We start from the raw sequence: 25,125 nt of genomic DNA on the forward strand, positions 1-25,125 counted from the left end.
CAAATAGCCTAAAACACCATTTTGACACACATTAGCACAGAAGTGGCACATTGCAACCAATACAGGCCCGAAGAATCGCAACGTAACTTAGGTAGCTACCGAGTTGCGATCAGCGGAGTACCACACGTAAAAGCCGAGAACAAAAAGCGGTGCAGGGGAGAGGGTTGTTCAGGAAATCGAATAAGGGAGAGGTCAGGACAAAAAGAAAAGCACTGCCAGCCAGGCTAGCGGGTACCGGTCTGTCGCTGCCTCATGTCCTCAGCATGAAATTCGTTAAAACTCTCAAACTGAACCCCCAGAGCCCGCTCTAAGGATAACCAGCGCCTCGCCTCATTATCGGTTGTGCAGAGTTCACGAACCTCTTGATGCCGCTCCTTGCCTGGCGCATCCACGATGCCTTCAGCCTGCTGGGGCGATGCCTCGGCATTACCGGCGCCAGCCTTGGCCTGCGCTGCCAGCGCAAACGTATCTTCAAACTGCAAGGGCTTCTGCCCACTGGCAAAATCACTCTCAAGTGCTGACGCAAAATAGGCGGCCGGATTCTTTACATCGCCGTCCTTATGGGCCCGCTTCGTATAACTCAGATTCCGAGCAATTCGATCCTCATCGTACTCTTTGAAAGCCTGGCGACACGCGGCCTCAGTCACCCCAAGAGCCCGAATATCCCGATACAACGGATGCTCCTGAATATCCTCAAAGGTATCCACCGTCTTCCAGGAAAAGACCAAGGCCACGGGTTTCCGGTTATATCGAATAACGCTGAAATTGACCGAGCGAAACTCAGTGTATTGCTCAACCTGGCTTATCGCCGGCGATAAAACCCTCTGATTAAGATTGGAAAAACGGGCATAGCTCTTTGGGTTGTAACCCATCAGCTTTGGAAAGGACTCCCAGTCCTCCTTGGAGGTCATCTTGGGATCAAGACTGAAGGTTCGCTTACCAAACCGCTCGAACTGCTTGAGCAGCTCATAGAGGCGGATAGCATAGTTGGAGTTCATCTTGAGAACCCGGGACAACTCATACAGCGTAAAGCGACCAACGAGGCCCAATAGGAAAGGCTTTAACTCTTCACTAAAACGTATCCCAAACTGACCATTGCGACAGTAGGCCTTGGTGACCCACTGGTACTTTTCCCAACCACCAGTTTGATCATTACGGATCTCCACCTGCTTACGCATCAAGCCCGTAGATAGGCGATCCAGCTCTGAGTAAGCTGAAGACTTGGAAAAATCGAGAAGCTCAGCAAGGTCCTGGACGGAGAAAACCTGCTCATAAAAACTCGTCTGATCCTTACGGATCTCTGCCATGGCGACCAGCAGCAGCTTGTGCTCCTTCCCGCTAAGCTCATATTGCGCCTCTACCAGCGCATTAGATTTAGCAACCTTGAGCTTCGTCGTATTTTCATCGACAACGATCAGATCGAGCTGTTCGCCTGGGGATTCCATTTTGCTCATTGATAGCCTATTCCATGATCGATAGCCGCAAACGGCAACAAGTTTGATGATCTTGATACCAGCCAATCCCGGATGTAGCAATACGGCAACACGAAAAGCAACGGGATTGATGCAAAGAGCAACAGGATTAGTGCTTCCGGCAACACGATTGGTGTCATGGGCAACAATTTTGGTTGCTGGAGGACCTTTTGACTCTTTTTCGTCGCCTCCACCCTGACAATGTGATCAACCTCTAACCAATTTTCGCACAAAACACCGAAAATGTTGCCGATAGCGCCCTGCAGTGTGCAGCGGGACAACCAATCGTGTTGCTTTTGGGACTCGCACCACCGATCACGCCGGCAGAAAACCAATGACGTTGCCCGTAGGAGCGGGAATCCAGCCTCTAACGGCAACGCAATTGGTGTCTATCCCAAGCCAAAGGCAACAAAATTGGTGGGCCCCGGGGTTAAAAGGCAACAAAATTGGTTGCGTGAAGGCAATCAACCAAAAATGTTGCCTTTAGACCCAGCCTAAGCCATTTAGGGCAACACAAATGGTTATAAAGGAGCGATTTTAGACACCGGAAACTGTCTGGATAGCCGAATCTGGTGGATTTTTAGTCAGAATCCACCAATTACGTTGCTGCTTACACCAATCGTGTTGCCGGAAGCACTAATCCTGTTGCCCGAGCCGGCTCTTGTTGCCAATCCCACCAAATCCGTTGTCTGTGACTATGACTTCGTTGCCACAACAACAGGCTCAGTTGCCCCGAACACCAAAAGTGTTGCCGATAAACAACCTAATACACTGAAATACAATGATTTATAGGGAGCAGAAATAGGTAAACAACCAAACAGACAAACCAATAAACAAGGATGTAGCTCTCATTTAACCGTCCAGGTATAGGATTTTTCCCCACCCCGGCACTTCATCTACACGCCCAGTTATCGATTTATGATGATTTGACACCCCAGCGCCAGGGCTAAAGGCAACATTATTGGTGTCATAGCTATACTGTCCTGAAGTCTTTGAACAGCTAGTTATCTGATGAACACCAAATGTAACACAGCCAGAGCGCACCGCATCCTTCCTTTCAGAGCCAGCATTCACACATACCTGAGCATTCGAACCTGGGGCGGAACAGCACTGATCAACGAGATCCCGGTACCGCGCAACGGTCTGCCTGCAGAGCCCGGAGTTACGAGCTATGGCAGCAAAGGTCACCGCCTCCCCAGCGAGCTTCAGGGCTTTTACAGAGGCTACAATGCGATCCTTCGTAGATTGCCGGCGCACCTCATGTGTTCGATTTGATGAAAGCTGCTGACGCTCACGTAGCGGCAGTGAACCACTGAGACGCATAACCCCGCGGTTGCAGCCACTTCCTTGCCCGGTGTACCGGTACCAGGTCCAACGGGCGATGGAGCGACATGTGGCCTTCAACTGGCTTAATCGGAGGTTCGATCGCCCCCAGCCCGATTGCGCAAACTGATTCGCACGCCCCGCCTCACTGAGAAGCAGGCGCTCAAAACCTTCATAATCATCGTTTTCGCGGAACCGGACGACATTCGGGTAGGCAACACGTCTACGAAGATGATTGAACATCCATACATGCCTGGACTCGATCTCAGCGTCTTGGTGCTCACCTGGAAGGGGAGGGGAGACGGAATCACCCATGGCCAGATATTCCGCCAGCTCACCTAGCGAATACTCATGGTCATGAATCTCAAGGGTGGACCAGAAACGATGCCCCGGAGTTTTAGCTACCGGCCCATTGGCATAGTGCGGATCGGCATAGCGAATCCTGGCCGCCATGCCCTGGTAGACGGCCTTCAGGAAGGCGAGAGGTTTTTCCCGTGCATTCGGCCCTTTGGCCACCGGCGTGATGGCGTAGTACCAATGCTCAGACCTATGATCACCTTGGCGATTTCGAACAACGAGGTTCGGAGGGGGGAGGTCGGCCGTCTCCCATGAATACCAGTCTTCAACGTCATCGAGGTCGAAGATCAGCCATGAGACCAGACACTTGGGATTAACCTGGATATAGGGATGGCGAACCGCCAGCTCCTTCGGCCGGGTAAGTGCTGCATTTTTGGTTGTGGAACACCGAGGAAAGTAGGGCGCCAACTCGTAAAAGCGCTCAAGGGCAGTTGACCACGACGGTAAGCGATAAGCGTGACTAGATTCAGTCATGAATGCCCCGCCAGGATATAAATCCAGCGGAGCGAATGCAGAAAATGTCGATCATTTCAGCCCCAAAAGTTGCACAAGGGAACACTTCGCGCTACTATGGGCATACCGACATCGCCATAGTTGCGCATGTTAAGCAATCCCGTCGCCAAACAAGATTGCACTTTAAAGCCCAGAATTGCCGTTCTGGGCTTTTTCATTTCTGCCTAACGAATGGCCATCGACAGCCCTCTGTCAGTTTTATTCGAACGAATCACACTGGAAAACGTCACGCGCTCAGCCTGCATCAAGGCATCCCGCGCTTCATCTCGGCCCTTCATGGGGGCAATTTCAGCGTATCTCTGTGATTCCCGGGCCTGCGCCACGTCATAGTCAGCCTGGCGCTTGAGCCAGTACCCAGCATCAATCTGAAAAGCTTGCTCAAGCCTCATGGCGATATCGACTGTAATGCGGCCCTCTTCCGCCAGAATGCGAAATAGAGTGGCTCGTGAGACACCCATGTGACTTGCAGCCTGGCCCTTGGGCACCAGTAGGTACTCAATGAACTGCCCGAGAGTGGATCCGGGATGCCCCAAATTCTTGGAAAATGATGAACCGTTAAGCATGTAACGAACTCCAATTTTTCTCCGCAGGAACAACCCCAGCCCGCAGAATCATATTCAAGGGCGCCCGCGCAAGGCGCAGCGAGAGCTGCGACGTTGCCGCACAAGATTCAGTACAGGCCACTGCCAGCACTCGACTGAGGCACACATCAGCCATTCACGTTCTGCCTGAGAACGCCCCCCGACTCTACATGCAGCAGTGTCGTGATCTCGATGACGTGATGGACGGTATTAAGGGTAGGCATCACCCAGTCACCCCCAACCTTCTCGCCCAGCGTATAGAGCGTGACGATATCGACACCAATTCGCTCTGCGATGGTCTTCAAGGGTATGGCTTGATGCGTATAGAGCATTTGGGCGCAAGCGATAACGATGCGAGTTAATCGTTGGTGTTTTTCGTGGCCAATAAGATCACGAATAGCCAACGGCCGCGTTCGGTAGGTTTGAGGGAAATTCATATCATCGGCGTAGGCCGCCAGCTCATCTGGACGAACCTGCAGAAGCATAGCCATGCGCTCAGTAAGCACCGGATAGTTTCGCAAGAGAAATCGAATATCGGCTGGATTTAGCATATCAGGCGATAAATAGGCGTAGCGGGCAAGATAGGAATCCCACGCGGCCAGCGTGCTCTGTTTTTTAACGGTTCTGTCGTAGTACCGGGCCAGCGGATCACGGACGGTTTCATTGTCGTCCATGTAGAGGCAGGTTGAAAAACGATGCTGATCAAGGGCGCGACGCGGCGCAGACACGCAGTTGGGAAGATCGAGGTGCGCCTGTGTTGCTGTGGCTTGCTCGGGACTCAGGTTAAACACTTTTGCAACGCGCCGTAAAAATCGCTTCGTGCATGAATACTGGGCATAGCGCTTGTACCAAAAATCTGTGAACGCAGCGGTAAAGTGAGTCACGATATGGCCAGCATCTTCGTGCCGGCGAATATCGAAAGACCGCTGAACAACACTCGAAAAGGCCGCCATTCGCTTGGCCGACTCATCGGATAATCGCCCCACTCGGAGCAGGGAGCCCGACAAGTCTTCAAACGGGCTATCACTTTCTGCCGGAGACTCTGACGCTTCTATGCGGGATGACGGTTGAGCACGCATACCCGAATGCCCAAGCGCCCCAACATCATCGAACGGCAAGCTCCCCTGGCGGTAATCAAGTGCAGCTGCGGTGTCCTGGTACATGATAGCCCTCAACATCAACCGGTTCTTAAACTGGTATACGGATACCCCTGTGATACATAGGGCGCAAAAATAGAGCAGTTACACGGCCGCGTCAAATTAATTTGGACGGAGCGGGTTGAAATAGACCAATAAACCGTCGCTTTTTTGACCAATTACGGCTAAATTGGCTGAAACATTTAGAGTAATAGACCGTGTGTGATACTTGAGGTGCAGCCGTAGGGGGGAGACAAGAAAACATGAACACATATGAATTGACTGACACAACCGTTCAGCAGCTGCAACGGGTCGCCACGAACATGCATATTGGCGTCCGATACCTGGAAGGGCTATCTCTAAGTCTGAACTGGAAGGCCGGTTTCGCCCAGGAGATCAAAGAGCTAGGGGATAAACTGTATCGGTTTGCACTGGACGGTTCGCCAGGGGAGTTGGCGTCAACTGCATTCATGGATGCAATGCGTGAGGGAAGCCGGCTGTCATCGAGGGCATGGAGCTCGATGCTAGAGAAGACCTCGCTTGATGCTGTTATGCCCGGGATCACCAAGCTGGAAGTGGCTGCCGAAAACCTCCTGAACAACTTGCCATGCGAAGGTACACCAAATCTGAAAACAATCCTGTTGAGCGAGCGGGAGCGTGTTGTCTCAGCAAATATCGACGATTTAACCCCGTTTGAACGACTGAAACATCAGCACGACCTCAAAGCTATCGGCACTGGACTAGATGCGGCCGACCATATCGAGAGCGAGAGAGCCGAGGTATCAACACCCCGGATATCTGTAAAGGTGTCAGCGCTGAACGTCGAATTTGTCAACGAACCGATCTTGCGCAGCTGGGTGAATGCAATGAGCATTCGAGGCGCACTGCCGGCGAACGCCGATTTTTTTGAACCCTTCCTGGAACATGTAGATAAACACTTTCACGCTGATCAGTCGATTTGCAAAAAGCTCGGGGAAGCCTGGATGAATGCCTGCCCGCAAGTAGAGCCGGAGGGCCTGAGCGTTGCAGCGACGGCAATCCTGGCCAGCGCATGCAGCAGCCGACTTGAAAGCCTTGAGCACTCCGCTGCGGATTCGGTAAGAAATATACTTGCCGAAGCCTACAGAGAAATGTCCGCCCGCAACACGAAGCTCTCATCCGTTCACGAAGCGAAAAGCCAATCCGAAGAGCTGGGGGCTTTGGCAGTGCAATTGCCAAAACTGGCAGACCAACTTGCATGGGTCGAGAGGGATTTAGCCTACGGCGCCGCGAAAACCAGCATTCAGGAGTTGCTGAAAACGATGGAGCGAGTTAGCGAGAAGGCAGAAAGCCTTTTGAGGGAAGAAAACGCCGAGGGGCCAAGGCCATAGGGCGGGAACGTCGGGGCGTTATTCGCCCCGAGCCAAACGCTCCCGCAATGTGTAGTCCAAAGAACCAAGGGGAACTTCGTCCAAAGTGTTTTCCTGGAACTCCAAAGAACTCATTACGGGCGTAACGACCGGCCCATCCACAACCCCGCAACGATCATCCTGAATAGCCAGCGCGTGTTGCCGACGAAAAATCTCCAGAGCCTCTTCATCGGTGCCCCCGGGAGCGTCTACGCAAAATTCATAGGTGACTTGGATTCGCTTGAGCATAAGATCGGGCCTATCGTAGTGTGCAATTGAATTGAAACAATTATACCCCGCCTGTAGGTCACTCAGACCTACAAACGCCCATTCGCCCAATGGCAGACAATCCGGCTGCACAGCGGTGTCACATGATACCGTATAGACCACAGTAGAATTATGGAATTGATGCCATGCCCCTGGTTAAAAATGTCGCCGTCAGCGCAGTGTTGCTGGCAAACCTGTCACTGAATCCAGCCAATGCGGCAGATGACAACCTGAATGCCTGGGTGACCGCATGCAACCTACAGGAATCGGTGACGATTCGGGCTGGCGAAGTTTCCGCGGAAGAGCTACGAAAGGGCATGATTACGCTCAATCGGTTTGGCCACCTGGAGTCCATAAGCGCGTTGCCGACAAACGAGAGCTGCCTGTCGTTTCTGGCAAGCGGCCACATGGATATGCCTGTCATCGTCATGTTCGCTGGTATGTCCGTAGAAGCGAAACGGCGACACCCAACGGTAGTGGCGAGACTGAGACGACACTATGAGCGAGAGCACCACGCTGATCGGCTGACTCAGGCGAATGTTCTTCTGTACCCCGCAATGGGTACTGGCGCAGATAGCCCTGAGACCATCAGGCATATCAATCGCGGCGTTTTGGCGGGCGCACGAGATCATCAGGGCGCCTATGCTGCGACGACCGGTACCGTGTGCACCATTTCGATCCCCGAGATGCCATTTGCCGAGCAATCGCAACTTGAACAACCCTATGCCTGGTCAATGCTGGGGAAGAACGACAGGGAATATCTGAAACGCAACAGCGATAGCATTGTGTTCTGGCATGAAGTTGCCCACTGCAATACTGATCAATCGGCTGAGTACCTGGCCACCCAAGGAAAGGGTGACCAACAACTGACAGATTGGAACGAGAACCAGGAACAGGCGCGCCAAGCATGTGCCGACCCCGGACTTCTTGAGCAGTGGTCCAGCACCATGGAGAGCCGAAGATTAACGGCTACCCGCCCGGAGGATTTGGCAACCGGGGAAATCGATCCAACGGCCATGAACCAGATGATTCACTTTGAGTTGCTCAAAGAGAGCGTGGCAGATCAAGTTGGTACGCTAATAAGCCAGAAGCGCCGTGAAAAACGGATAGCGGGGTGCGCCTCAAAAACCTACGTGTCTCATCCCTGGTACCGCTATCGCCTCGCTTCATCGGTCAGAGAGCCGGACGCCCGCTATATGACTTGGATAAGCCCTTGGCTGTCCAACCTTCCAGAACCCTCGATACACCAGGTTTTGCGCGATAGTCATCGAGGACTAATGCTGGAGGCGAAAGATAGCCTGCCAAAACCCCTGTGGATGGAATTGAACCACAGTCGTAGCAGCCGACCAGACCAGCATCGAATCACCGACCCGGCTGGACCTGCCGATTCTTCGCGCGCGTCTGCGTGGAAAGCCTGGATATCAGAACAGCTTGACCGATCAAAAGGCGAGATAGATTTGGGCAAAAACTGACCCGCATGGGTCACTTACGCTACACCGCGACAGCCCAACCTGGACCATATTCGGTATAATGCGTGATACATACTAATGACTGCCATGCGACACTTGGAGGCAAGAGTGGCCACACAAGCTGACCTGAAAACAATTTGGCAACCGTCTTGGGGCATCTTACCAGACGGGGATGGCACCTTGGCAGTTGAGTTTGACACCTCCAAGCCGCCAGCGCTTTGGCCAGATGACAGAAAAGCTCAGGGCTTTGTGGTTGCACCACTACTCAACGGCGGCCTTTGGCTCGCGCTTATCAAAGTGCAAGCACCTGGCGCACTCAATGAACTACAAGTACAGGCGCTTGAGGCTGTCGGCTTCCGCAAAGGCAGCAACGGCCGCCTGATTTGTCCGTCGTACCCGTCCCCACGGATGGTCGATATGATGGGCAAGATTCTTCGATTGCCTCTGGACACCCTGCCAGCTGAACGGGTGGCCATCCTCAAACCGGGAGACCAGTTCAAGCCAGCCGTTCCCCTGGAAGTTCAGGCGGGAATCCGGGATTACTGGAAAACCCGGCCAGAGGTTCTGGCAGAAGAAATTGAGATTTCTCTGGCCGAGCGTCGAAACGACCTCAACCCCGACTTGCTCCATCTGGTCGACGGTAGCCCGACAAGTGCGGGGAGCCGCGGTATCAATAACCCGGTACGCCTGCAGGTTTGGGTCACCCAGGCGCTTAGCGGTGAAATCAATGCAGTTACTGAAACCATACTGAGCCTGGGCCTCCAACGCGGGATGATGGAGTACGGTCCCTACGTAGGCGATTGGCCGGAAGACTGCCAATCACTTTTTCAATCATTGGCAGAGTTTCGCGGTGAATCCCCCGAACTGGAAGCAAGCGTCTTGCCATCAATGGCGCAGCCGAACGATGATCAACGTCCGTCGCTGCAAACCCCAGTTGCATGGATGGAAGACAACACACGGGTCAGAGGAATCGTTGTTGGCTTGCCGGAAGACGAAAGTGAGCTCTGGGTTGTAGGGGTTGACGACACCGCCGGCCAACCAAGCGCTTTGCCTTTCTATTTTCCGCGACGCATTAAGGTTAAGGCTTCAGATATTGTCGACCCCGCACCTCAAGTCAGCGAAAGCCAGAAACCAGAACCCACAAATTTGGCCGAACAAGCCCTTTTTGGAGAACACGCCCAAGAGGAACACCATCAGGCATTTCTTCCGCAGCCCAAGATCACGCTGGCGGATCTGCCAAACCGACTGCTTGCCCAACGCGAGCGCAGCGGTCTGCTAAAGAGCTCGCTGGTGAGTGATGTTCAATTGTTCGCACGTTCAGGTGGCAATATTGGGCAACACCCATTGCTGGTACCACCAGGCGAGTCCCGAGTAGACCTGATGGCATCCTGGCGCCACCTGAGTGGTGAGTTCTACAAGTACCCGGATAATGACAGGGCGATCCTGGAAGCAGAGGTCATCGCCAGAGACGCCCTGATCGAAGAGTTTAATTCAGCGCAACCGGAAACGATTGGCGGCGTTCAATCGGCCTTCGCTGTATTGCCTGCCGGTCACTACGTAGCTGCTGACCCGGGAAGCGACACTGAGATGCGCGAGGCGATTGAAGCACTTGAATACTGCCGTGTCGGCTTCCATCCGTTATTGCTGCCGAAAATCAACGACCGACTGAATGACTGGATGAATCAGTATTCGGCATCTATGCGCAAGTCGAATCCATCCTTGGCGGTTGAGCTGGAGAGCGTCGCTCTGTCACTGAAATCACAGAGCCTGACTTTGAGCCCCTGCGCTTTTAACGTGGGTAGCGACAATTTGTTGCAAAGCCTGGTTCGGAATGTATACCGAGATATTTACAGTGACACCCGGGAAGAACTAGGCCCGGATGAAATTGAGCGAAATTGCGCGCTCGCGTCCGTTAGAAAAATGCGCTCCGCCGAAGCCCAAGCAGCTGTAATGCTGGCAACGGAGGGCAAACTATTCTGCACCTATGCTGATGCAGCCAATCACATCAATGGCCAAAGCGCTCGGGTCGCCGAGCTAACTGAGCGCAACGATGCAATGATTACCGCCATCGCTGATCTGGCCGACGTGAGCCCAGACACTATTCTGGAAAGCAATCACCCGATTCTCGTCACTTTGTCGGTAATCGAAGAAGCATCCGGAATATCCGCCAGCAAAGCCGAGCTGTTGGCATTACTGAATATTGACCTTTCGGAGCGCCTTTCATGGGTTGGTCAGCTTGCAGCAATGCAAGGGGTGAGCATTGACCTGGCTCATACAACCATACTGTCAGAGAAGCCCAGCCAAGAGGACAGTGAAGCGCTCCAAAACCTGGGGATTCCAGCCCATATCATCAAGAACGGGTTGCCAAGACTCTCAGTCACCAGCGGCCTTCTATCGGTTGGCTACAAACGTCAACCATTTCAAGTGGGACTGCTGGCCACCGCCCACAATCTTTTCAAAGAAAGACTAAAGGGCACATCGATCAGTACAGGGGTCCCGACAGTTATCTCGGATTCCGACCGAATCAACTCCAATGAGCGCCGGGCCATTGAAGCTCTCGGTCAGCTGATTGACCTTCATCGGGTCAGCCCAATTACCTTTGGAAGCCCCCTCGAAGAAAACAATCAGGTCATTCGCGCAGAAGCTATCGACCAGATAAAACCGGCCATCTACAGCTTGCAGCACCTCAACCGTATTTCAGCGAGCCGTTTTTCCGCCCAAGCGGGCATTGGCAACCTGGAAGAGATTATGCGCGTGGATGAATTTGTTGACACCGCGTACACACAAGTGAGCGAATTTACGGCCTTCGTGGAAGAGAACAAACAGATCCTTCTCACAGGATCCCCGGCTTGGAGAAATAGCGACGGTGCCCGCCGCGACCTGGAAGACGCGATGCGCCTTTTCATTCAGGACTTCAAGCCTCTCCAGCAACTTGCCACCCCAGAGCGCATGGCGAACCGGCTGATAGAAGAATTGGCCAACGATGCCAAATCGGAAATGCTCGTAGTTGCGGCAAAATCAACCGGTCGAAATGTCCGCTATTTCATCCAGGTGGTCACGAAGGACGACTTGCTGGCGGCCAACAATGATCGCGATGAGGCTGTTGAAGTCGGTATTCTGAATTGCAAGAAGGCTTACCCACGCAGCCGAAAAGGCTTCCATTTCGCAGTGTTTGACCTTGCCAAGACGCTGCGCCCAGAGGCAATTCGGTACCTCAATGAGCTGAAAGCAAAAACGCAACGGAAAACCGGTGCACCGACTGATGATGAACAGGTAACCAAGCGTAGAGGCGCCCGCCAGGACAAAGGCAAAGTCGCCGGCCTGGCCGTTAAAGACCTGAGAGGGAAAACATCTGTAGTGCTCGGCACGCTTGCCGATGCATCCGCATCCGATCAAAAGAAGTTCATCACCAAGACAAAGCTTTGGGAAGCCCCGGACTGGGCCTTCCTGCGCGCCCCATCTGAGGATGACCGCAATGAGGGTGCCAAGCCCATGGAACCGATCGTTGCCGCGTTTTTCGATGAGCTCAGAAAGCGGCTCAATCCGACCCCACCGGCGAATCTCGATTACATCAACCAGATGTATGCAAAATTTATTCTTGGCGTTCGCGATCAGTTTGACATCATTCGAACCGAGCAGGAGCTGCTGGATTCTCTGAAAAATGGTGAGGGCGCCCTGGCCAAACTGTACCAGTCGATCAGCAATGAAGCAGATCAGTACGGTATACAGGCACACATCATTCTTGGTGACGACGTTTGCTCTCAATGGATACCCGCACGCAAGGAACTCGCTCTTTCCATTGTTCACCATGCAGCTGAACGCCGATCAAGAGCCAATAAGGTCTGGGACATCAAAGAGGCCAAGCCTGGCAGTGGCCGACGCCCAATTCCACGGGGAATCACCCAGGATCAGGAGATTGATGCCGATGAGGTGGAACAGGAGCTGACCGGCGCCATGCCTATGCTCTCGCGCTTGGTTCGCAAAGGTGGTGAAGATTATCGGGCCGACCTGGATGTATCTGAGGAAACTGTTATTGCGACATTTGGTTTCTCGGGCATTGAGTACGGTAAGTCAATGTCACAGGCCGACCGTACGCGCTATCTGAATGAGGCATACGACGGATTTATGGATCTGGCCAAACTACTGGACGTACCCCCGAGAGCCCTTAGCCTCGGCGGAACGCTCGGTTTGGCCTTTGGATCACGCGGCAAAGGCGGCCGCCGCGCTGCGCTGGCACACTTTGAACCAGCAAACAACGCTATCAACCTGACCAGAATGAAGGGGGCCGGCTCAATGGCCCATGAGTACGGCCACGCCTTTGCGAACTACCTCTTTCGCGTATCCAGAGGTGTCGAGGGCTCCCGCGCCCCCGGCGATATTACGAACGTCATGGACCGCCAACTCCAAAGCGCCTCAGAAGTTCTTGCCGGAAACCTTCGGGAGCCTGTTGCACAAGCAATCGCCGAGGTGCTGAAGAGCATTCGCTACACCCCGGTAGAGGGCGACAAGCCGAAGGTTAGCCTGTTCGTTAGTGGCGCGATCCACGCCGACAACGAAGATGGCAGAAAGCCTGATAAACGGTATTGGGCCACCATTGAGGAACTGTTCGCGCGGGCTTTTGAAACCTATGTCAGCGTGGCCTTGAAAGAGAAATTCCCAGGATTTCGAAATGACTTCCTCGTGCGTGATGACAAGCTGAAGACTTGGGGCTTCACGCCCCATGAGATTCGTGAGGCCGCTGATAAAACGAAGGACGCCCTAAAGGCACAAGTTGCAGAGAGAAAGGCGTCTGGCGCCGAGTCCCTTACCGGAGACGGATACGAGATCACAAGAGAGCTATACCGCAAGACGCGAGAACTTGATCGGGTAATGGCGAGAGCGCAGCTTTACCCGGCCGGTAGCGAGCTTGACCGGATTAAAGACGCATTCAACAAACTGTTCAAAACACTCGAAACCAAAGAGAAAAAGGTTCACCACGACCACCTTGGCGAGATCGAAATGCCGGTGCTCTACAGTTCCGGCTCCGGGCTGGCGGAAAGAATCACACCCAGAGACCATGCCGTTATCGCCGAGTGCGTCCTCAGTGAAGTGGCAAGGATGTGCGGCAACAGTGTGTGGGTGCGATTCCAGGACTGGATTACCGACCCACTCAATCGCAAGGCTGCAGGGAGCTACAGCAAGAAAACCGATACTGAGGGCAACCTTCAAGCCGTGATTAGCATTGCCTACGGTGCCGGAATCCATACGGCGCACCACGAGGCATTCCACTATGCCCAGGACAACCTGTTGGAGAAAAGCGAGCAAACCATGCTCGATCGGTTCTTCGCGAAGGACTCCCCGTTATTCGTAAGGCTACAGCAGGCCCTTATTGATGACGGTCGCGACGATGCCTTGGCCATCATTGATGTGGATCCGCTCGAAGCGCAGGCCTATGCCTATGAACTATGGGTCAAAGGAAAGCTGGACGTAAAAATTGAGGAACCGCCTGTCGGGGTGTTCGGAAAAGTAAAGTCGTTCTTTGACCAGGTGGCATCCATTGCGAAAGGTGCCGGCTTTAAAACGCCAGAGCAACTATTCCAAGCTTTTTACCAAGGCAAGCTTCGGGAGCGGGAGGAACAGAAACAGACAGCTCGTTTCCAAACCAACGCCGACTCGCCTCCGATCAACATGTCACCGGGCACACACGGTCAAACCGATGAAAAAAAGCCGGAGAGGTTAGAGGTTTTGAGCCAGACCCCCTCTGACCTTTCAACCAGCGGGTACTGGTCTGAACCGGAAGACGACATCGAACCAGGGTTATCAATGTAATGGGCATGCACGAAGACGTTGAAGCAAGGCACAGCGATATGAAAATGGCATACCTGGAGACGGGATTGCGACCAAGCGACCTTATTCTCGACTGTTTTCAGGGTCACATTGCGTTGATGGAGTTTCAAGGCCTCCAGAAAGTTAAAGATAGCCAGCCGGCCGGCTTTACGCATGCTTTTCACACGAAAGTCTATGAACTCCTGCAGATGGATGCACGCAGCTGGGAAACAGATGAGCTGATCAAGATTAAAGCGGGATGGGCATCGACTCACATGCTCCTGATCGGCTTTAAATACGAAGCCAGCCACGAGATTGCCCAGAGCCGACTATCATCGTTAGCGCGTCGATTCGCCAGCCTTAGCCGTCTGGTATACCCGGCAGAATCCGGAAACCTCACCCATGAGGTCTTTTTTGGCCGCGTAGCACCCATCTTTTCAATGGTGACGAAGCCGAAACTGATGAATTACCAGAACCTGGCCGCGATCTTGATCAACGACTTGCAACAACGCAAACCATCTGTAACCGGTGCGGCCGGTGAAGGGCGTAGCGGGCTTCGATCAGCCATGTGGTTGACCAGCCCAACCAGTTCAGTGAATAACCCGGCTGCAACGTCTCAGGAACGACAAGAGTGCTATGAAGACAGCACGCGTCGGCTTTTGCGCCGGACGTTCAAGAACCAAACCATACGCCTTGAAGGTACGCCTGCCATTAACCCGGTCACCAGGAGAGTGGACAGCATTAACGCCTCGCTAATCTCCCTGGATACAATGATACGAGGCTCCGGATTGATTAGAGAGACCGTTGAACCGCTGTGCGCCTCCCTGGGAATGACATGGGAGCTCGACACGGCGCTACTGAATCAAGCTTTGCATGAGGCCAATCAAGCCAGAGACGGCCTTACCCCAAAGGACATGCGAATTGGGGTACCGATCCATGCAGAGACGGTACTTTCATGGAGCGAATTTCCTGAAGACCTCTCCGATGTACTCAACCTATACCCCAGAAAGCTGACAGGGGCCCTGCGAATCTACCTGAGACACCGAACAGATAATGGCGTCACACCAGGGCGCATGGAGGTGTCCCGAATAAATAACTGGATCCACCACATGCATCGGACCCAAGGTATACAGGTGTATTCAGAACTGGACGACCTGGCGATTCATGGGAATTTCAGCTCGTTGAGCAGCTTGAGCGTTCAAGGCTTCAGGATCAGCGGCCCCATTGTCGAAGGACCTGAGGCGGAAGAGCGATTAAAAAGTATCATCCGGTACCGAAACAAACTGAACGAGAGCATGGCAATTGTGCTGGGCACAAATGCCGCTCCCAGCATCCAGCGCATCGCCGAGCAAATAGGCGTCAATGCAATTGAGCATTCATTAAAGAGCACTGACAGGGGCCTCAACCAAGCCTTTGCCTGGACACTCAATTCAGGCGGCCGGAATTCACAAAATTCAGGGCTGATCGACGCTCGCAGTCGATTCCTCAATACCAGCGAATCCTATCTTTCAAATACATGCCAGCACGGAGTCCATAAATGAGCGCCGAGAAACCGGAATCCAACCAGCAACTCAACATGACCGACCTTCTTGCCCAGAGCGCTGAGTCGGAAGATCCAAACGAAATCCATGACGATCTTCTTTTTGAGAATGCGGATGACTTTGACGACGAAACCCCTGCAGAGCCGTCTCACCAAGAACAGACTGCCCCTGATGCCGGAGCCACACAAACCGATGCAACGGCAGATGCTGCGGGCGTAATCCCGCTTTCCGGTGAGCCTGCACAACCGTTGCAAGCCGAAAAGGTCAATAATCCTGCGATCACCGAAGAAACCCGACAATCTGCTGCCGCCCTCCGGAACAGGGTCATGCTTGATCCGGTGATTACCGGGAAGGATGCTGACCTGGTCCACTACAACAAGACCACCAAGCGCTTTGAGCCAGCCGGCCCTGACGCAGCGGCAATCCTGGAAAAGCTTGGAAGCAACGCAGATGTATATGCCTCTCGGGTAGGGGAGCGGCTGGCGAAACCTTTAATGTATGACGCCGGCAGCCAGGGCATGGCACTGAACCCTGATAAGCCAGTACGCCCACTTCAATCGCCGAAACAGATTCAGGATGCAGGACCTCTCGATACCTTTATCAAGAGCTCTGCCGAAGATCGGCTCAAGCGTATCAGTGGCCAAGATCCAGAAACCGAGAACCAGAAGCGCCAGAAAAAGTCTGCAGATGAACGAATCCGCCAGGCCATGGATCAGGAAGATGAACAGAACGAAAACGCCAAACAACAGCAGCAAGCTCACAAACCATTCCCCGGAGAGCAGCTACTGAACAGGGTGGGGGAGGGCATTGGAGCCGTCCTGTCTGTCTTTGCACGACTTGTGAAAGCACTGGTATCGAAGGTGATTGCAGCCGGTGAGCAGATTAGCAAGCTGATTACGAAGGATTCCCAGCAGAAGACCGCCCAGCAAGCTCGCGGCGGCGATCAAGATCGGGACATACCTTCCACCACGGAGTCGACCTCACAGCAGAGCGCCGCGGTCAGCGAAACCGGGGCAGAAAGCGCGAGCGAAGACCTGAGCACCAGGCTCCGCCAGGCCATCGAGAATGTTCACAAGGCATCAAATGAGGCCGTCCAAACATTTCACACCGCGGACGAACAAACACTGAAGAGCCTGAACGACGGCCTGGGAACCCACGAAGTCGGCGCCCCTATTATCAATTCGCAGGACTCATTCAGAGAACAGCTGGCGACTCGGAGTCCGGCCGATAAGGCCAAAGTAACTAAAGCGATCAACAAAAACCGTAAGCTTGGCGAGCAGCTTGCCGAGGGAGTGAGCGGAGTTATTCAGCATCCGGATATGTCCTTGATATCAACGAAGGACCGGGCCAGCGCGCTGGAGCACCTGTATACCGCAGTTGGCAGCCAAAGGAAGCTCGACACACTGACCGAGCAGGTTGTGCACAACGCGATCGACAAAGAAGGAGTAAGCTACCAGCAACACCGACAGAACAATGTCGCCGGCGTCCAGGAGAGCATCAGAACGGAACTTGAGAAGGCGCGCCAGCAAAGCCAGATCGAGGATCTTGCACGGACCCCAACAAATCCAGACCAAAACGAAACAGAGGAAACCGGGCAGCGCCCCGGGCTGTAACCCGACAAAACAAGAGCGCCCCGATTATCGGGGCGCCACTACCACACCAACACACCATTAACGATCAGGGTTCTTTGCCCCATCCAGAGCTTGCAGCCCGGTTTCGACGCAGCCGACCCTTTTCAACTATTGACATCCTCCCCCACCTAACAACGTCGATGGGGGATTCCTAACGCAGCGTGCGCTGCGCTGGGTGCTACTTCCTCACGGTTTCGCACAGGTTCCTGCTTCACAGAGTCCGGCAACCCAAACTCTCCACAGGCTAACACGCGATGCCCTCGCGCTTGAATGTTGATCGCACCGACCAAATCGGCATTCTCCTTGAAACCGCACTTTACACACTCAAACCGGGCTTGTGAGGTGCGATTATCCGGACTGACGTGCTGGCATTCGGGGCAGGTCTGACTGGTGTGGTGTGCGGGCACGGCCAGCACACCGCCACCCCGAAACGCCTGCTTGTATTCCAGTTGTCGCCGGAACTCGTACCAGCCCTGATCCAGAATGCTTCGGTTTAGCCCGGACTTGGCTTTGACGTTCACGCCCGGATTGTCCACATCGCCCTTGGCCGAGCGCGACATATTTCCAACCTTCAAATCCTCGATCACGATCATCGCGTGGTTATTGCTGATCTGAGTGGAGGCTTTGTGAAGGGTGTCGCGCCGGAGGTTGGCAATGCGGCTGTGAAGACGGTTGATTTTGGCTTTTTGTTTTTGCCAGTTGGCCGAGAATTTCACCTTGCGGGCCAGGGCGCGTTGCGCCCGGGCAAGGTTGCCCTGATTCACTTTGAACGCGGAGACCGGTTCGATAAAGGTGCCATCGGAGAGCGTGAGGAAGCGGGCAACGCCCATATCCACACCAATCATCGAGGCGGAAGGGTGCGCAGGTTCGGACACCTCACGCTCGGTCTGAAAACTGATGAACCAGCGACCGCCCTCGAACCCAACGGTGCAGTTCTTGATCGCGCCGACGATCTCACGAGATTTTCGAAAGCGCACCCAGCCGAGTCCGGCTGGCAGCTTCACCCGCCGATTGTCGATCTTGCAGTATTTCTGGAAGTTGACGAACCGAACGCTGTCGCGGGACTTGCCCTTTTTCTTGAAGCGAGGGCGTTGCGCGCCTTCCACCTTCTTGAAATACCGTTGCCAGCCGGTGTCCAGGTCTTTGAGCTTTTGTTGCAGATTGTCGGTGTAAGCCTCTTTCAGCCATTCGGTGTCCGGCTCACGCTTCCAGGCCGTGACCCATTTGGCCATTGTCTCGTACCGAGGCACGTACTCACCCTCGGCATCGGCCGCCTCATGACACTTCGCCAAGGCCTGGTTCCAGACAAACCGGGCGTGACCACAAAGCACCCGTAAGCGGGCGCCTTGCGTGTCACTGGCCTCCAGACGGAATTTGAAGCCTTGGCGTATAATCATAGGTCGGTGTGTAGTACATTAGATGCCATCAATACTACCACAAAGGTCAGTCATAGCAATGAGCGTGCAGTACAAAAAAAATAGGCATGCAGCATACCTCCTGCATGCTCACATCGTATTTGTCACCAAGTATCGGAGAAAGATTTTTGCACCCGCGCATCACGACGCCTTTCGAGAAGCCGCAAGGCAAGTGTGTGCAGAGTTCGGAGTGGAGATTGAAGAGTGCAACGGAGAGTCAGATCACGTACACCTGCTGGTGAACTATCCTCCTTCAATTCAGCTAACCAGGTTAATCAATTCCCTCAAAGCGGTCTCGTCACGCCGAATGAGGCGGCAGTTTGCCGATCTTGTCGCAGCATACTCAAAGCCAGTCCTCTGGAGTCGCGCGTATTTCGTCTCATCTTGTGGCGGTGCTCCACTATCCGTCATTAAAGAATACATTGAAAACCAGCAAGGCTAACGCCTTGCACCGCATTCACCCCACACCTTTTTCGGTGTGGGTACCCTGCGGTGACTTTGATGGGAGAGAGGGCCAAGTAACACCGCCTCAAGCAACTTCTCCCGCCCGAATGTGGTGAGCGATTCTCGGGAAGTGTCGCGCCATGCGATCTGCATCACTCCTTTCTAGGCGCCACTCATAACCTCCCCGTCCGGGAACGGAGGAGCGAACGGTCATCTCTTTGTCGACCACCTCACGAATTGCGACAAGGTGAGATTTGTGCAGCTGGTCTGAATCAGCAATACCGAATCGCTCGGCCAGATCCTCCATATAGGGCTTTAACCGCCAGATTACGTAATCAATGCACATCTCGGCCTTTTCAAGCTGGCCTCGAGTCATACCGCCCGCCCAAAAGCCTTTTTGGACAATATCTTGCCGAGAGGCATTGTGCGTAAAGACCGCTTCGGCGAGATGATCAAGGGCTTCTTTCGCTGCAGTGTAACCGCCGTAAATATGGTCACCGGCCTGCAGGTCACCGTAGAAATCCTGCATAAGATGCGCCGGAACACCAATACGAAACAGCTTGTCGTTGTCGAGGAAGATCGGCCGCGCCAGGGTGATCAGCTCCATCCGACGCTGGCGGTCCCTCAGCAAAGTGCGGTAGTCACCAACGGAAATATCACGTCGGGCCTTCACGGACTCCTTCATGCGCTTCACCTTGAGCTTCAGATTTTTCTTGAAGCCAAACCCATTAGCCTCCCACTCTGCGTTTTCGCGATCGGTGAGATAGAGCTTGTCGGATGCTTGTGGGGAGATATTCATTTCGGACTCCGAACCAGCCATCAGGCCAGACAATGTTTCATTACGTTCAGTCTGCTACAAAAAAAGAGGTAGACCAATCAGAAGTATGGCCTACCCCTTTTTTTGGGCCTTGGCGAACCTACTTTCAATCAGCCTTCTCGCTGAATCAGCTCATGATATCCATTACGGGGGATGCCAGCGCTGATTTTGAGCGCTCCGCTGGTGTCCTCGAAAACCAGCAGGGGGGTTTCTGCCCGCGCCATAACCATAACAGCAGTGTTCTTGGCCACGGCATCAAGGTACGGAACCAGGCGATCGACATTCGGTGCGGAGTCGATACGCTGAGCATAAGTATTGGTTGTCATGACCTGGTGCAACATAGCCAAAGGATCACCGTCGCTACGCTGAGCTTCGGCAAGTAATGCTGCGCTGGCGGTCAAGCTTGAGCGTGTATCCGCAAACACAATAGAAGGAATCCAGTGAATCTCCAGCTCTCCGACATCGACAAGCGCCTTTGACTCACTGTAATACCGATGACAAACAGGACAGTTCGGGTCGAACATCACGTAGACCTTCCGATCCGAGTCTCCCTGGACAATTGCGGGCAAGGATTTAACGAGATCAAGATACGCCTCGGTTTGCCCAGATTTACCCGCGAGTTCCTTCACCGCCAGGATGTCAGAGTTATTATCGAGAGCATGGCCCACGACCTTGCTAAACGCCCCCGTCTGAGCAACATCCGCCAGCGACTCAATCAAAATCCCACCATTAGAGCTCAAATTGTCGACGTTTGAAGCCTGCGAAGGAGCACCCTCCGAGCGGGCAACTGTTGGCGCGACAACAGGAGCGCTAACAGGAGAGGACGCAATTTCATCACCAACGGTGCGCACATCAGCACCACTACCGGGAACAGGTGCAGAATGCTGAGCTGGCACCGGCGGTACCGAGAAATCATTGGCCTTGTCACCACCGGACATAGCTGCAGGTGTTGGGGGCGTAATACCCAATACCTCATTAAGCTGCTGAGCTCCGGAGCGCGGCGCTCTGGGATTCACGGTTGCATTGCCATCTGGCAAAGAGAGCTGGGCGCCCGGGTATCCATTCTCAATTGGCGGAACGACGACTCCCGAAATCACTGTCTTGCCATCACCAAGGACATACACACTCTGCATATTCAATACGCCGGGCACTTGAATAAATACCTCGGTCGAACCTGCAGGCCCTGCTTTCTGGCCAAGAATTGCGACTGAGGGCAGGGTTGACTGCACAGCTCGAATGGCAACCTTGGGATCTTGGGACTCGGAAGCCATAACGGGCGCGCCACCGACACCCATCCCAATCGTAAGCGTCAGGGCAGTGGCTCGAATAGTTCGGAACAGCGAGGATGACGGGGAAACAATATTCAGCATGATAGGCTCCGGGAGCGGGTTCACGAATTTCAAAACGAGTTACAGTGGCACATAGGATAACAGTCCAGCCCCATCCCCGGTGACTCATTACTTCATTCGCACAATTCTTTGGTCATTGCTGGGGTGCAGTCTAAAGCTCGGTGCGCTGCCGGCGTATCGCATGAGTTATTATAGGCCAAACCGAATAACCTGGAATGGACTGCAATGGCTGATAAACCCGCAAAGCCCCAGCAAAGACGAACGCCCGCTCAGAAACCCTCGCCTAATAAAGCAGGAATCAAAAGGCCTTCACCCTCGAACGCCCAGAGCGCGAACAAGACTAACGGACCTAAAAAGCAGGCCGGGTCAGTAAAACCAAAGCGCACGGGGACAGAGGATGTGCCCATGATATACGGCGCCGAGGCGCTGGCCGCTGTGACGGTCGCTGAGTCAAAACTTTCTCGCTTCAAGGGCAGAGCACTGCTGGGACTCCTGGTTCTTTGCGCAGCCCTGATTGTGTGGAATGCAGCCCTTCAAGCCAGCCAGCCAGAACCAAAGCTTCTCGGAATGACCGTGGACGGCCGGATTCAGGAGTTGCCATTGCTGGACAAGCCGCTTGAATCCCGCCAACTACTGATGGACTGGGTTCGACGGAACATTCCAGACCTGTACGACTGGAACTACGCCAACTATCGATCCGAACTCAATAAAGCCCGGAACTATACGCAGCAGGTCACCCTTGAGAAATTCCAGACCGACCTTGAAAGCTCTGGAATCCTGAAGAAAGTGCTGGACGACTTTTTGATTCTACGCGCCAACATTGTGGACGAGCCGGTTGTAGTCAATGAAACGATCACCAAAGGTCGCCGACTTTGGATTGTCGAGATTCCAATGACCCTGGTTTACGACTCCGGTGAAGTCAAAGACGGACAGCGCCGCCGAATCAATCAGGACATCCTTTTCACGGCATGGATCGTCCGAGCAAACATTCTTGAGTACGACGCGGGCCTCATGCTTGCGAAGTATGCAGTTCAGCCTCGGAGATAATCATGGATCATAACCAAATCCTCAAACAGATCCTTTTCATGGCCAGCGTTCTTGCGGTGAGCGCATCTCTTCCAGTGGGCGCCGGCGCCAGCGAGGCTGAAAAAGACGACAACAGGTACGACTTGAACGAGAACACACAGCCAGTTCTGAGAAAGGGCATTGATCTACAAAACCTACCCAGAGATATGGACCTACTTTTCCCGCTATCGCCGGAAGAAAAGCTCGAGATTCGGCAGCGGCAGCTTGAAGACCAAGAAGCGACTTACAAACCCCTCAGGAATGTAGAGCCAATCCGAGAGCTGGTACAAGTGAGCGCCAATGCAGACACAATCCCAGAGATCAAGGTCACGCCGGATTACCCCACGAGCGTGGTGTTTACTGACATCACAGGGGCCCCATGGCCAATCAGCTACATCGGTCAAACAACCTCGCTGGCGACGATTGAGCAACCTTCGGGAACATCGAATTCACTCGTGATTTACGCAAAGAACAGCGCCGGCCGGAAATCGGTATCTGTGTTCCTGGAAGGATTGACGCTTCCGGTCACCATGACAATTTCTGGTAGCTCAGGCAACTATCACGCACTCAAACACATCCGGGTTACAGAGCGAGGCCCGAACTCACAGACGGAGGATGTTTTGCTGGCCTCTCGCGGTCAGACAAACACCGCCCAAACCCTGAATCCCACAGGCCAAAGCGAGGAAGGCTCAAGCAACCTTGACATGATCCTGAACAAGCTTGCTTACAAGGTGACGCCAGAGGGATTCAAGAAGCTTAAAAGCTCCGACAGGTCAGTGGATGCCTGGATTGAGATCGGAAAACCGAAATATATGTATGTAATGACCGACTACAACCTGGTTTCTCCGGGTCCCCGGGCGGGCGGCCGAGGCGTCACACCATTACAGGATGGCGTTCGCATATACATCATTCCACGCATAAACCCCGTTATGGCCCTCAACAACGAAGGTAGCCGGGTCTACCTGACCTTCAAGGAGTAATTATGTCGGAGCAATCTACCAGAGAATTCCTGTTCTCAAAGGAAGGTCGGCCTGCGCTCATCTTTGTTGGGGTACTGTTACTCATAGTCCCGGTGATTGGGTATTACGCATACAGCGCACTGTATCCCGAAGCCCCGGAGCGGGAAATCACAGCCGCCCAACGAGCAGCATCCGGCGAAAGCGATGTGGAAGCCCAGAAAACAGAGGGTATCCGGCCAGACCTTACGTCGCAGAACCTGGCACCCGAAGCGCGTGAGGCTCTGGATGAATTTAACGCGCGCGCCGCAGAGGAAGGCCGCCTTGGCCAACCAACACCTGATGATGTCGTCCTGATTGACGTGGATCGCAACGGAAACCCAATTAGCGAGGAAAAAGAGCGCACGAAGAAACACCAAGCTGGAGCTGCAGGACTTCAAAAAGACTGCAAGATTGCCGGTTACACCCGGAGTGGCGAACCGCTGTGCATTGAGGTTGCCCAATCGCACAAAATCATCGGATACACATCGGACGGAACGCCGATTTATAGCGATACCCCTGAGCGTGGCCAGATTGTCGGGTACACGCAAGAAGGAGAACCGATCTATGCAGCGGTCCAAGGTAATGGTGCGCCTGGCGCCGACTCAGAGCAGGCCCTTTTGGCAAGCATGACCCCCCAGGAGCGAAGGGAGTACCTGAAGAAGAAAGAAGAACAGAGCCGACTCATCGTCGCTGAACATGAGGAATACCGAAATCGACGATTTGCGGCAGCGGTAGAGTTGATCAATTTTGAAAGCACCCCTGCCTCAAGCGCTGGTCTGGCGTTTACCAGAGTGGCAGCCAATGAAAGTGGTACGCCAGACCCACTCCGAATCCAAAGAAATCAGGACGGAACGGCCGGCGTCGTCAAAGGTGAAAGCGCCGGAAGCTCAGGTCAGTGCGAGATACCGCTCGTGAAAGGTGGCGAAATCCGGTACGCACAAACAGATATTGCGCTTAACACGGACTTTCAAGGCCCTGTTCGCATGACGTTCCTGGAAGGCAATCTGCGCGGCTACATCGGAATGGGCACATTTGAGCTGAATGAGCTTGGCGCCAAGATGAAACTAACCATCGACACTCTATTTGATCCAGATGGCCAATCTTACGCAGTTAACGGTTACGTGCTTGACCCTAACACCACGCTCTGGGCCATGGCCTCTAACGTGGATTACCACATTATCTATCGCTACGGCGGCTTCGGCCTGGGGACGATTCTGAGCGCATTTCAGACATTGGCAGAAAACCGTGCACAAATCAGCGAAACCGTCACGCCAGACGGCACTCGCAGCACCCAAAACAGAGAGCCCGACGGAAAGCAGGTCACCTGGACAGTGTTGGGTGAATTCGGCGCGCTGTTTGAGGAAACATTCAGGGACAACATCAATCGCCCAATTACCGTGACGCTCGACCCAAACGAAGAGGCTGGCGTTCTTTTTGAAGATACGGTTTGCGAACTCAACACCGATATCTCGAAGAAGCGTCGCGCCCAGGAAAAACGGGAAGCCCAAGGTTACGGTGACCCAATCCAATAATTGCTCTGCGAATTAAAGCAGG

The 25,125-nt window shown here is 53.8% G+C and carries 16 protein-coding genes; 9 read left to right on the forward strand and 7 right to left on the reverse strand.

Features of this window, described 5'->3' with window-relative positions:
• Positions 1-224: 224 nt before the first annotated feature.
• From ARC85_RS15105 to ARC85_RS15120, 4 genes are all read right to left on the reverse strand, one after another.
• Positions 225-1,454, reverse strand: coding sequence for a replication initiation protein (locus ARC85_RS15105; protein ID WP_286715327.1), 1,230 nt, complete (start codon positions 1,452-1,454; stop codon positions 225-227).
• Positions 1,455-2,324: 870 nt separating this feature from the next.
• Positions 2,325-3,626, reverse strand: a complete 1,302-nt coding sequence (locus tag ARC85_RS15110) for a replication initiation protein (protein ID WP_011783323.1) — start codon at positions 3,624-3,626, stop codon at positions 2,325-2,327.
• Between the two features lie 203 nt (positions 3,627-3,829).
• Positions 3,830-4,228 (reverse strand): HigA family addiction module antitoxin, encoded by a 399-nt coding sequence (locus ARC85_RS15115; RefSeq protein ID WP_011783322.1) that lies wholly within the window; start codon positions 4,226-4,228, stop codon positions 3,830-3,832.
• A gap of 146 nt (positions 4,229-4,374) precedes the next feature.
• Positions 4,375-5,409, reverse strand: coding sequence for a hypothetical protein (locus tag ARC85_RS15120; RefSeq protein WP_286715330.1), 1,035 nt, complete (start codon positions 5,407-5,409; stop codon positions 4,375-4,377).
• A gap of 236 nt (positions 5,410-5,645) precedes the next feature.
• Here ARC85_RS15120 and ARC85_RS15125 point away from each other — a divergent pair, with 236 nt between their 5' ends.
• The 5 genes from ARC85_RS15125 to ARC85_RS15145 all read left to right on the forward strand — a co-directional run bounded on the left by ARC85_RS15125 (position 5,646) and on the right by ARC85_RS15145 (position 17,465).
• Positions 5,646-6,752 (forward strand): hypothetical protein, encoded by a 1,107-nt coding sequence (locus tag ARC85_RS15125; protein WP_286715331.1) that lies wholly within the window; start codon positions 5,646-5,648, stop codon positions 6,750-6,752.
• Between the two features lie 431 nt (positions 6,753-7,183).
• On the forward strand, positions 7,184-8,509 hold the full coding sequence (locus tag ARC85_RS15130) for a hypothetical protein (protein ID WP_286715332.1): 1,326 nt from the start codon (positions 7,184-7,186) through the stop codon (positions 8,507-8,509).
• 105 nt (positions 8,510-8,614) lie between these two features.
• The gene (locus ARC85_RS15135) at positions 8,615-14,314 is read left to right on the forward strand and encodes an LPD1 domain-containing protein (protein ID WP_286715333.1); all 5,700 of its coding nucleotides are present in this window, start codon (positions 8,615-8,617) and stop codon (positions 14,312-14,314) included.
• A 5-nt stretch (positions 14,315-14,319) separates the two neighbouring features.
• Positions 14,320-15,852, forward strand: coding sequence for an EAL domain-containing protein (locus ARC85_RS15140; RefSeq protein ID WP_157680749.1), 1,533 nt, complete (start codon positions 14,320-14,322; stop codon positions 15,850-15,852).
• Positions 15,849-17,465, forward strand: coding sequence for a hypothetical protein (locus ARC85_RS15145; protein WP_011783316.1), 1,617 nt, complete (start codon positions 15,849-15,851; stop codon positions 17,463-17,465). The genes ARC85_RS15140 and ARC85_RS15145 overlap by 4 nt, the downstream gene beginning before the upstream one ends.
• 146 nt (positions 17,466-17,611) lie before the next feature.
• Here ARC85_RS15145 and ARC85_RS15150 read toward each other — a convergent pair whose 3' ends face one another.
• Positions 17,612-18,880, reverse strand: coding sequence for an RNA-guided endonuclease InsQ/TnpB family protein (locus ARC85_RS15150; RefSeq protein WP_011783315.1), 1,269 nt, complete (start codon positions 18,878-18,880; stop codon positions 17,612-17,614).
• Positions 18,881-18,902: 22 nt separating this feature from the next.
• On the opposite strand from ARC85_RS15150, the gene tnpA reads away from it, so the two are divergent.
• Positions 18,903-19,340 carry an IS200/IS605 family transposase gene (tnpA, locus tag ARC85_RS15155; protein WP_236079011.1) on the forward strand — a complete coding sequence of 146 codons (438 nt, stop codon included), beginning with the start codon at positions 18,903-18,905 and terminating at the stop codon, positions 19,338-19,340.
• Between the two features lie 87 nt (positions 19,341-19,427).
• On the opposite strand, the gene ARC85_RS15160 is transcribed toward tnpA, so the two are convergent.
• Together ARC85_RS15160 and ARC85_RS15165 are read right to left on the reverse strand one after the other, a co-directional pair.
• A complete protein-coding gene (locus ARC85_RS15160; RefSeq protein ID WP_011783313.1) occupies positions 19,428-20,141 on the reverse strand; it encodes a hypothetical protein in 714 nt (237 codons plus the stop codon).
• 128 nt (positions 20,142-20,269) lie between these two features.
• On the reverse strand, positions 20,270-21,529 hold the full coding sequence (locus ARC85_RS15165; RefSeq protein ID WP_049756953.1) for a hypothetical protein: 1,260 nt from the start codon (positions 21,527-21,529) through the stop codon (positions 20,270-20,272).
• Positions 21,530-21,733: 204 nt separating this feature from the next.
• Here ARC85_RS15165 and ARC85_RS15170 point away from each other — a divergent pair, with 204 nt between their 5' ends.
• From ARC85_RS15170 to ARC85_RS15180, 3 genes are read left to right on the forward strand one after another with little or no spacing between them, the layout of a single operon-like run.
• Positions 21,734-22,555 (forward strand): DotI/IcmL family type IV secretion protein, encoded by an 822-nt coding sequence (locus ARC85_RS15170; RefSeq protein WP_157680750.1) that lies wholly within the window; start codon positions 21,734-21,736, stop codon positions 22,553-22,555.
• A gap of 2 nt (positions 22,556-22,557) precedes the next feature.
• On the forward strand, positions 22,558-23,553 hold the full coding sequence (locus ARC85_RS15175) for a DotH/IcmK family type IV secretion protein (protein WP_011783310.1): 996 nt from the start codon (positions 22,558-22,560) through the stop codon (positions 23,551-23,553).
• A gap of 2 nt (positions 23,554-23,555) precedes the next feature.
• Positions 23,556-25,103, forward strand: a complete 1,548-nt coding sequence (locus ARC85_RS15180; RefSeq protein ID WP_011783309.1) for a DotG/IcmE/VirB10 family type IV secretion system protein — start codon at positions 23,556-23,558, stop codon at positions 25,101-25,103.
• Positions 25,104-25,125: the final 22 nt, after the last annotated feature.

This window comes from Marinobacter sp. tcs-11 (assembly GCF_002049515.1).
GTDB classification, from domain to species: domain Bacteria; phylum Pseudomonadota; class Gammaproteobacteria; order Pseudomonadales; family Oleiphilaceae; genus Marinobacter; species Marinobacter nauticus.

Excerpts from the sequence above, each read along its gene's own strand:
- ARC85_RS15130 (WP_286715332.1), top strand. The coding sequence starts at position 7,184 with ATGCCCCTGGTTAAAAATGTCGCCGTCAGCGCAGTGTTGCTGGCAAAC.
- ARC85_RS15145 (WP_011783316.1), top strand. The coding sequence starts at position 15,849 with ATGAGCGCCGAGAAACCGGAATCCAACCAGCAACTCAACATGACCGAC.
- ARC85_RS15175 (WP_011783310.1), top strand. The coding sequence starts at position 22,558 with ATGGATCATAACCAAATCCTCAAACAGATCCTTTTCATGGCCAGCGTT.
- ARC85_RS15160 (WP_011783313.1), bottom strand. The coding sequence starts at position 20,141 with ATGAATATCTCCCCACAAGCATCCGACAAGCTCTATCTCACCGATCGC.
- ARC85_RS15170 (WP_157680750.1), top strand. The coding sequence starts at position 21,734 with ATGGCTGATAAACCCGCAAAGCCCCAGCAAAGACGAACGCCCGCTCAG.
- ARC85_RS15180 (WP_011783309.1), top strand. The coding sequence starts at position 23,556 with ATGTCGGAGCAATCTACCAGAGAATTCCTGTTCTCAAAGGAAGGTCGG.
- tnpA (WP_236079011.1), top strand. The coding sequence starts at position 18,903 with ATGCCATCAATACTACCACAAAGGTCAGTCATAGCAATGAGCGTGCAG.
- ARC85_RS15125 (WP_286715331.1), top strand. The coding sequence starts at position 5,646 with ATGAACACATATGAATTGACTGACACAACCGTTCAGCAGCTGCAACGG.
- ARC85_RS15150 (WP_011783315.1), bottom strand. The coding sequence starts at position 18,880 with ATGATTATACGCCAAGGCTTCAAATTCCGTCTGGAGGCCAGTGACACG.
- ARC85_RS15165 (WP_049756953.1), bottom strand. The coding sequence starts at position 21,529 with ATGCTGAATATTGTTTCCCCGTCATCCTCGCTGTTCCGAACTATTCGA.
- ARC85_RS15110 (WP_011783323.1), bottom strand. The coding sequence starts at position 3,626 with ATGACTGAATCTAGTCACGCTTATCGCTTACCGTCGTGGTCAACTGCC.
- ARC85_RS15120 (WP_286715330.1), bottom strand. The coding sequence starts at position 5,409 with ATGTACCAGGACACCGCAGCTGCACTTGATTACCGCCAGGGGAGCTTG.
- ARC85_RS15140 (WP_157680749.1), top strand. The coding sequence starts at position 14,320 with ATGCACGAAGACGTTGAAGCAAGGCACAGCGATATGAAAATGGCATAC.
- ARC85_RS15105 (WP_286715327.1), bottom strand. The coding sequence starts at position 1,454 with ATGAGCAAAATGGAATCCCCAGGCGAACAGCTCGATCTGATCGTTGTC.
- ARC85_RS15115 (WP_011783322.1), bottom strand. The coding sequence starts at position 4,228 with ATGCTTAACGGTTCATCATTTTCCAAGAATTTGGGGCATCCCGGATCC.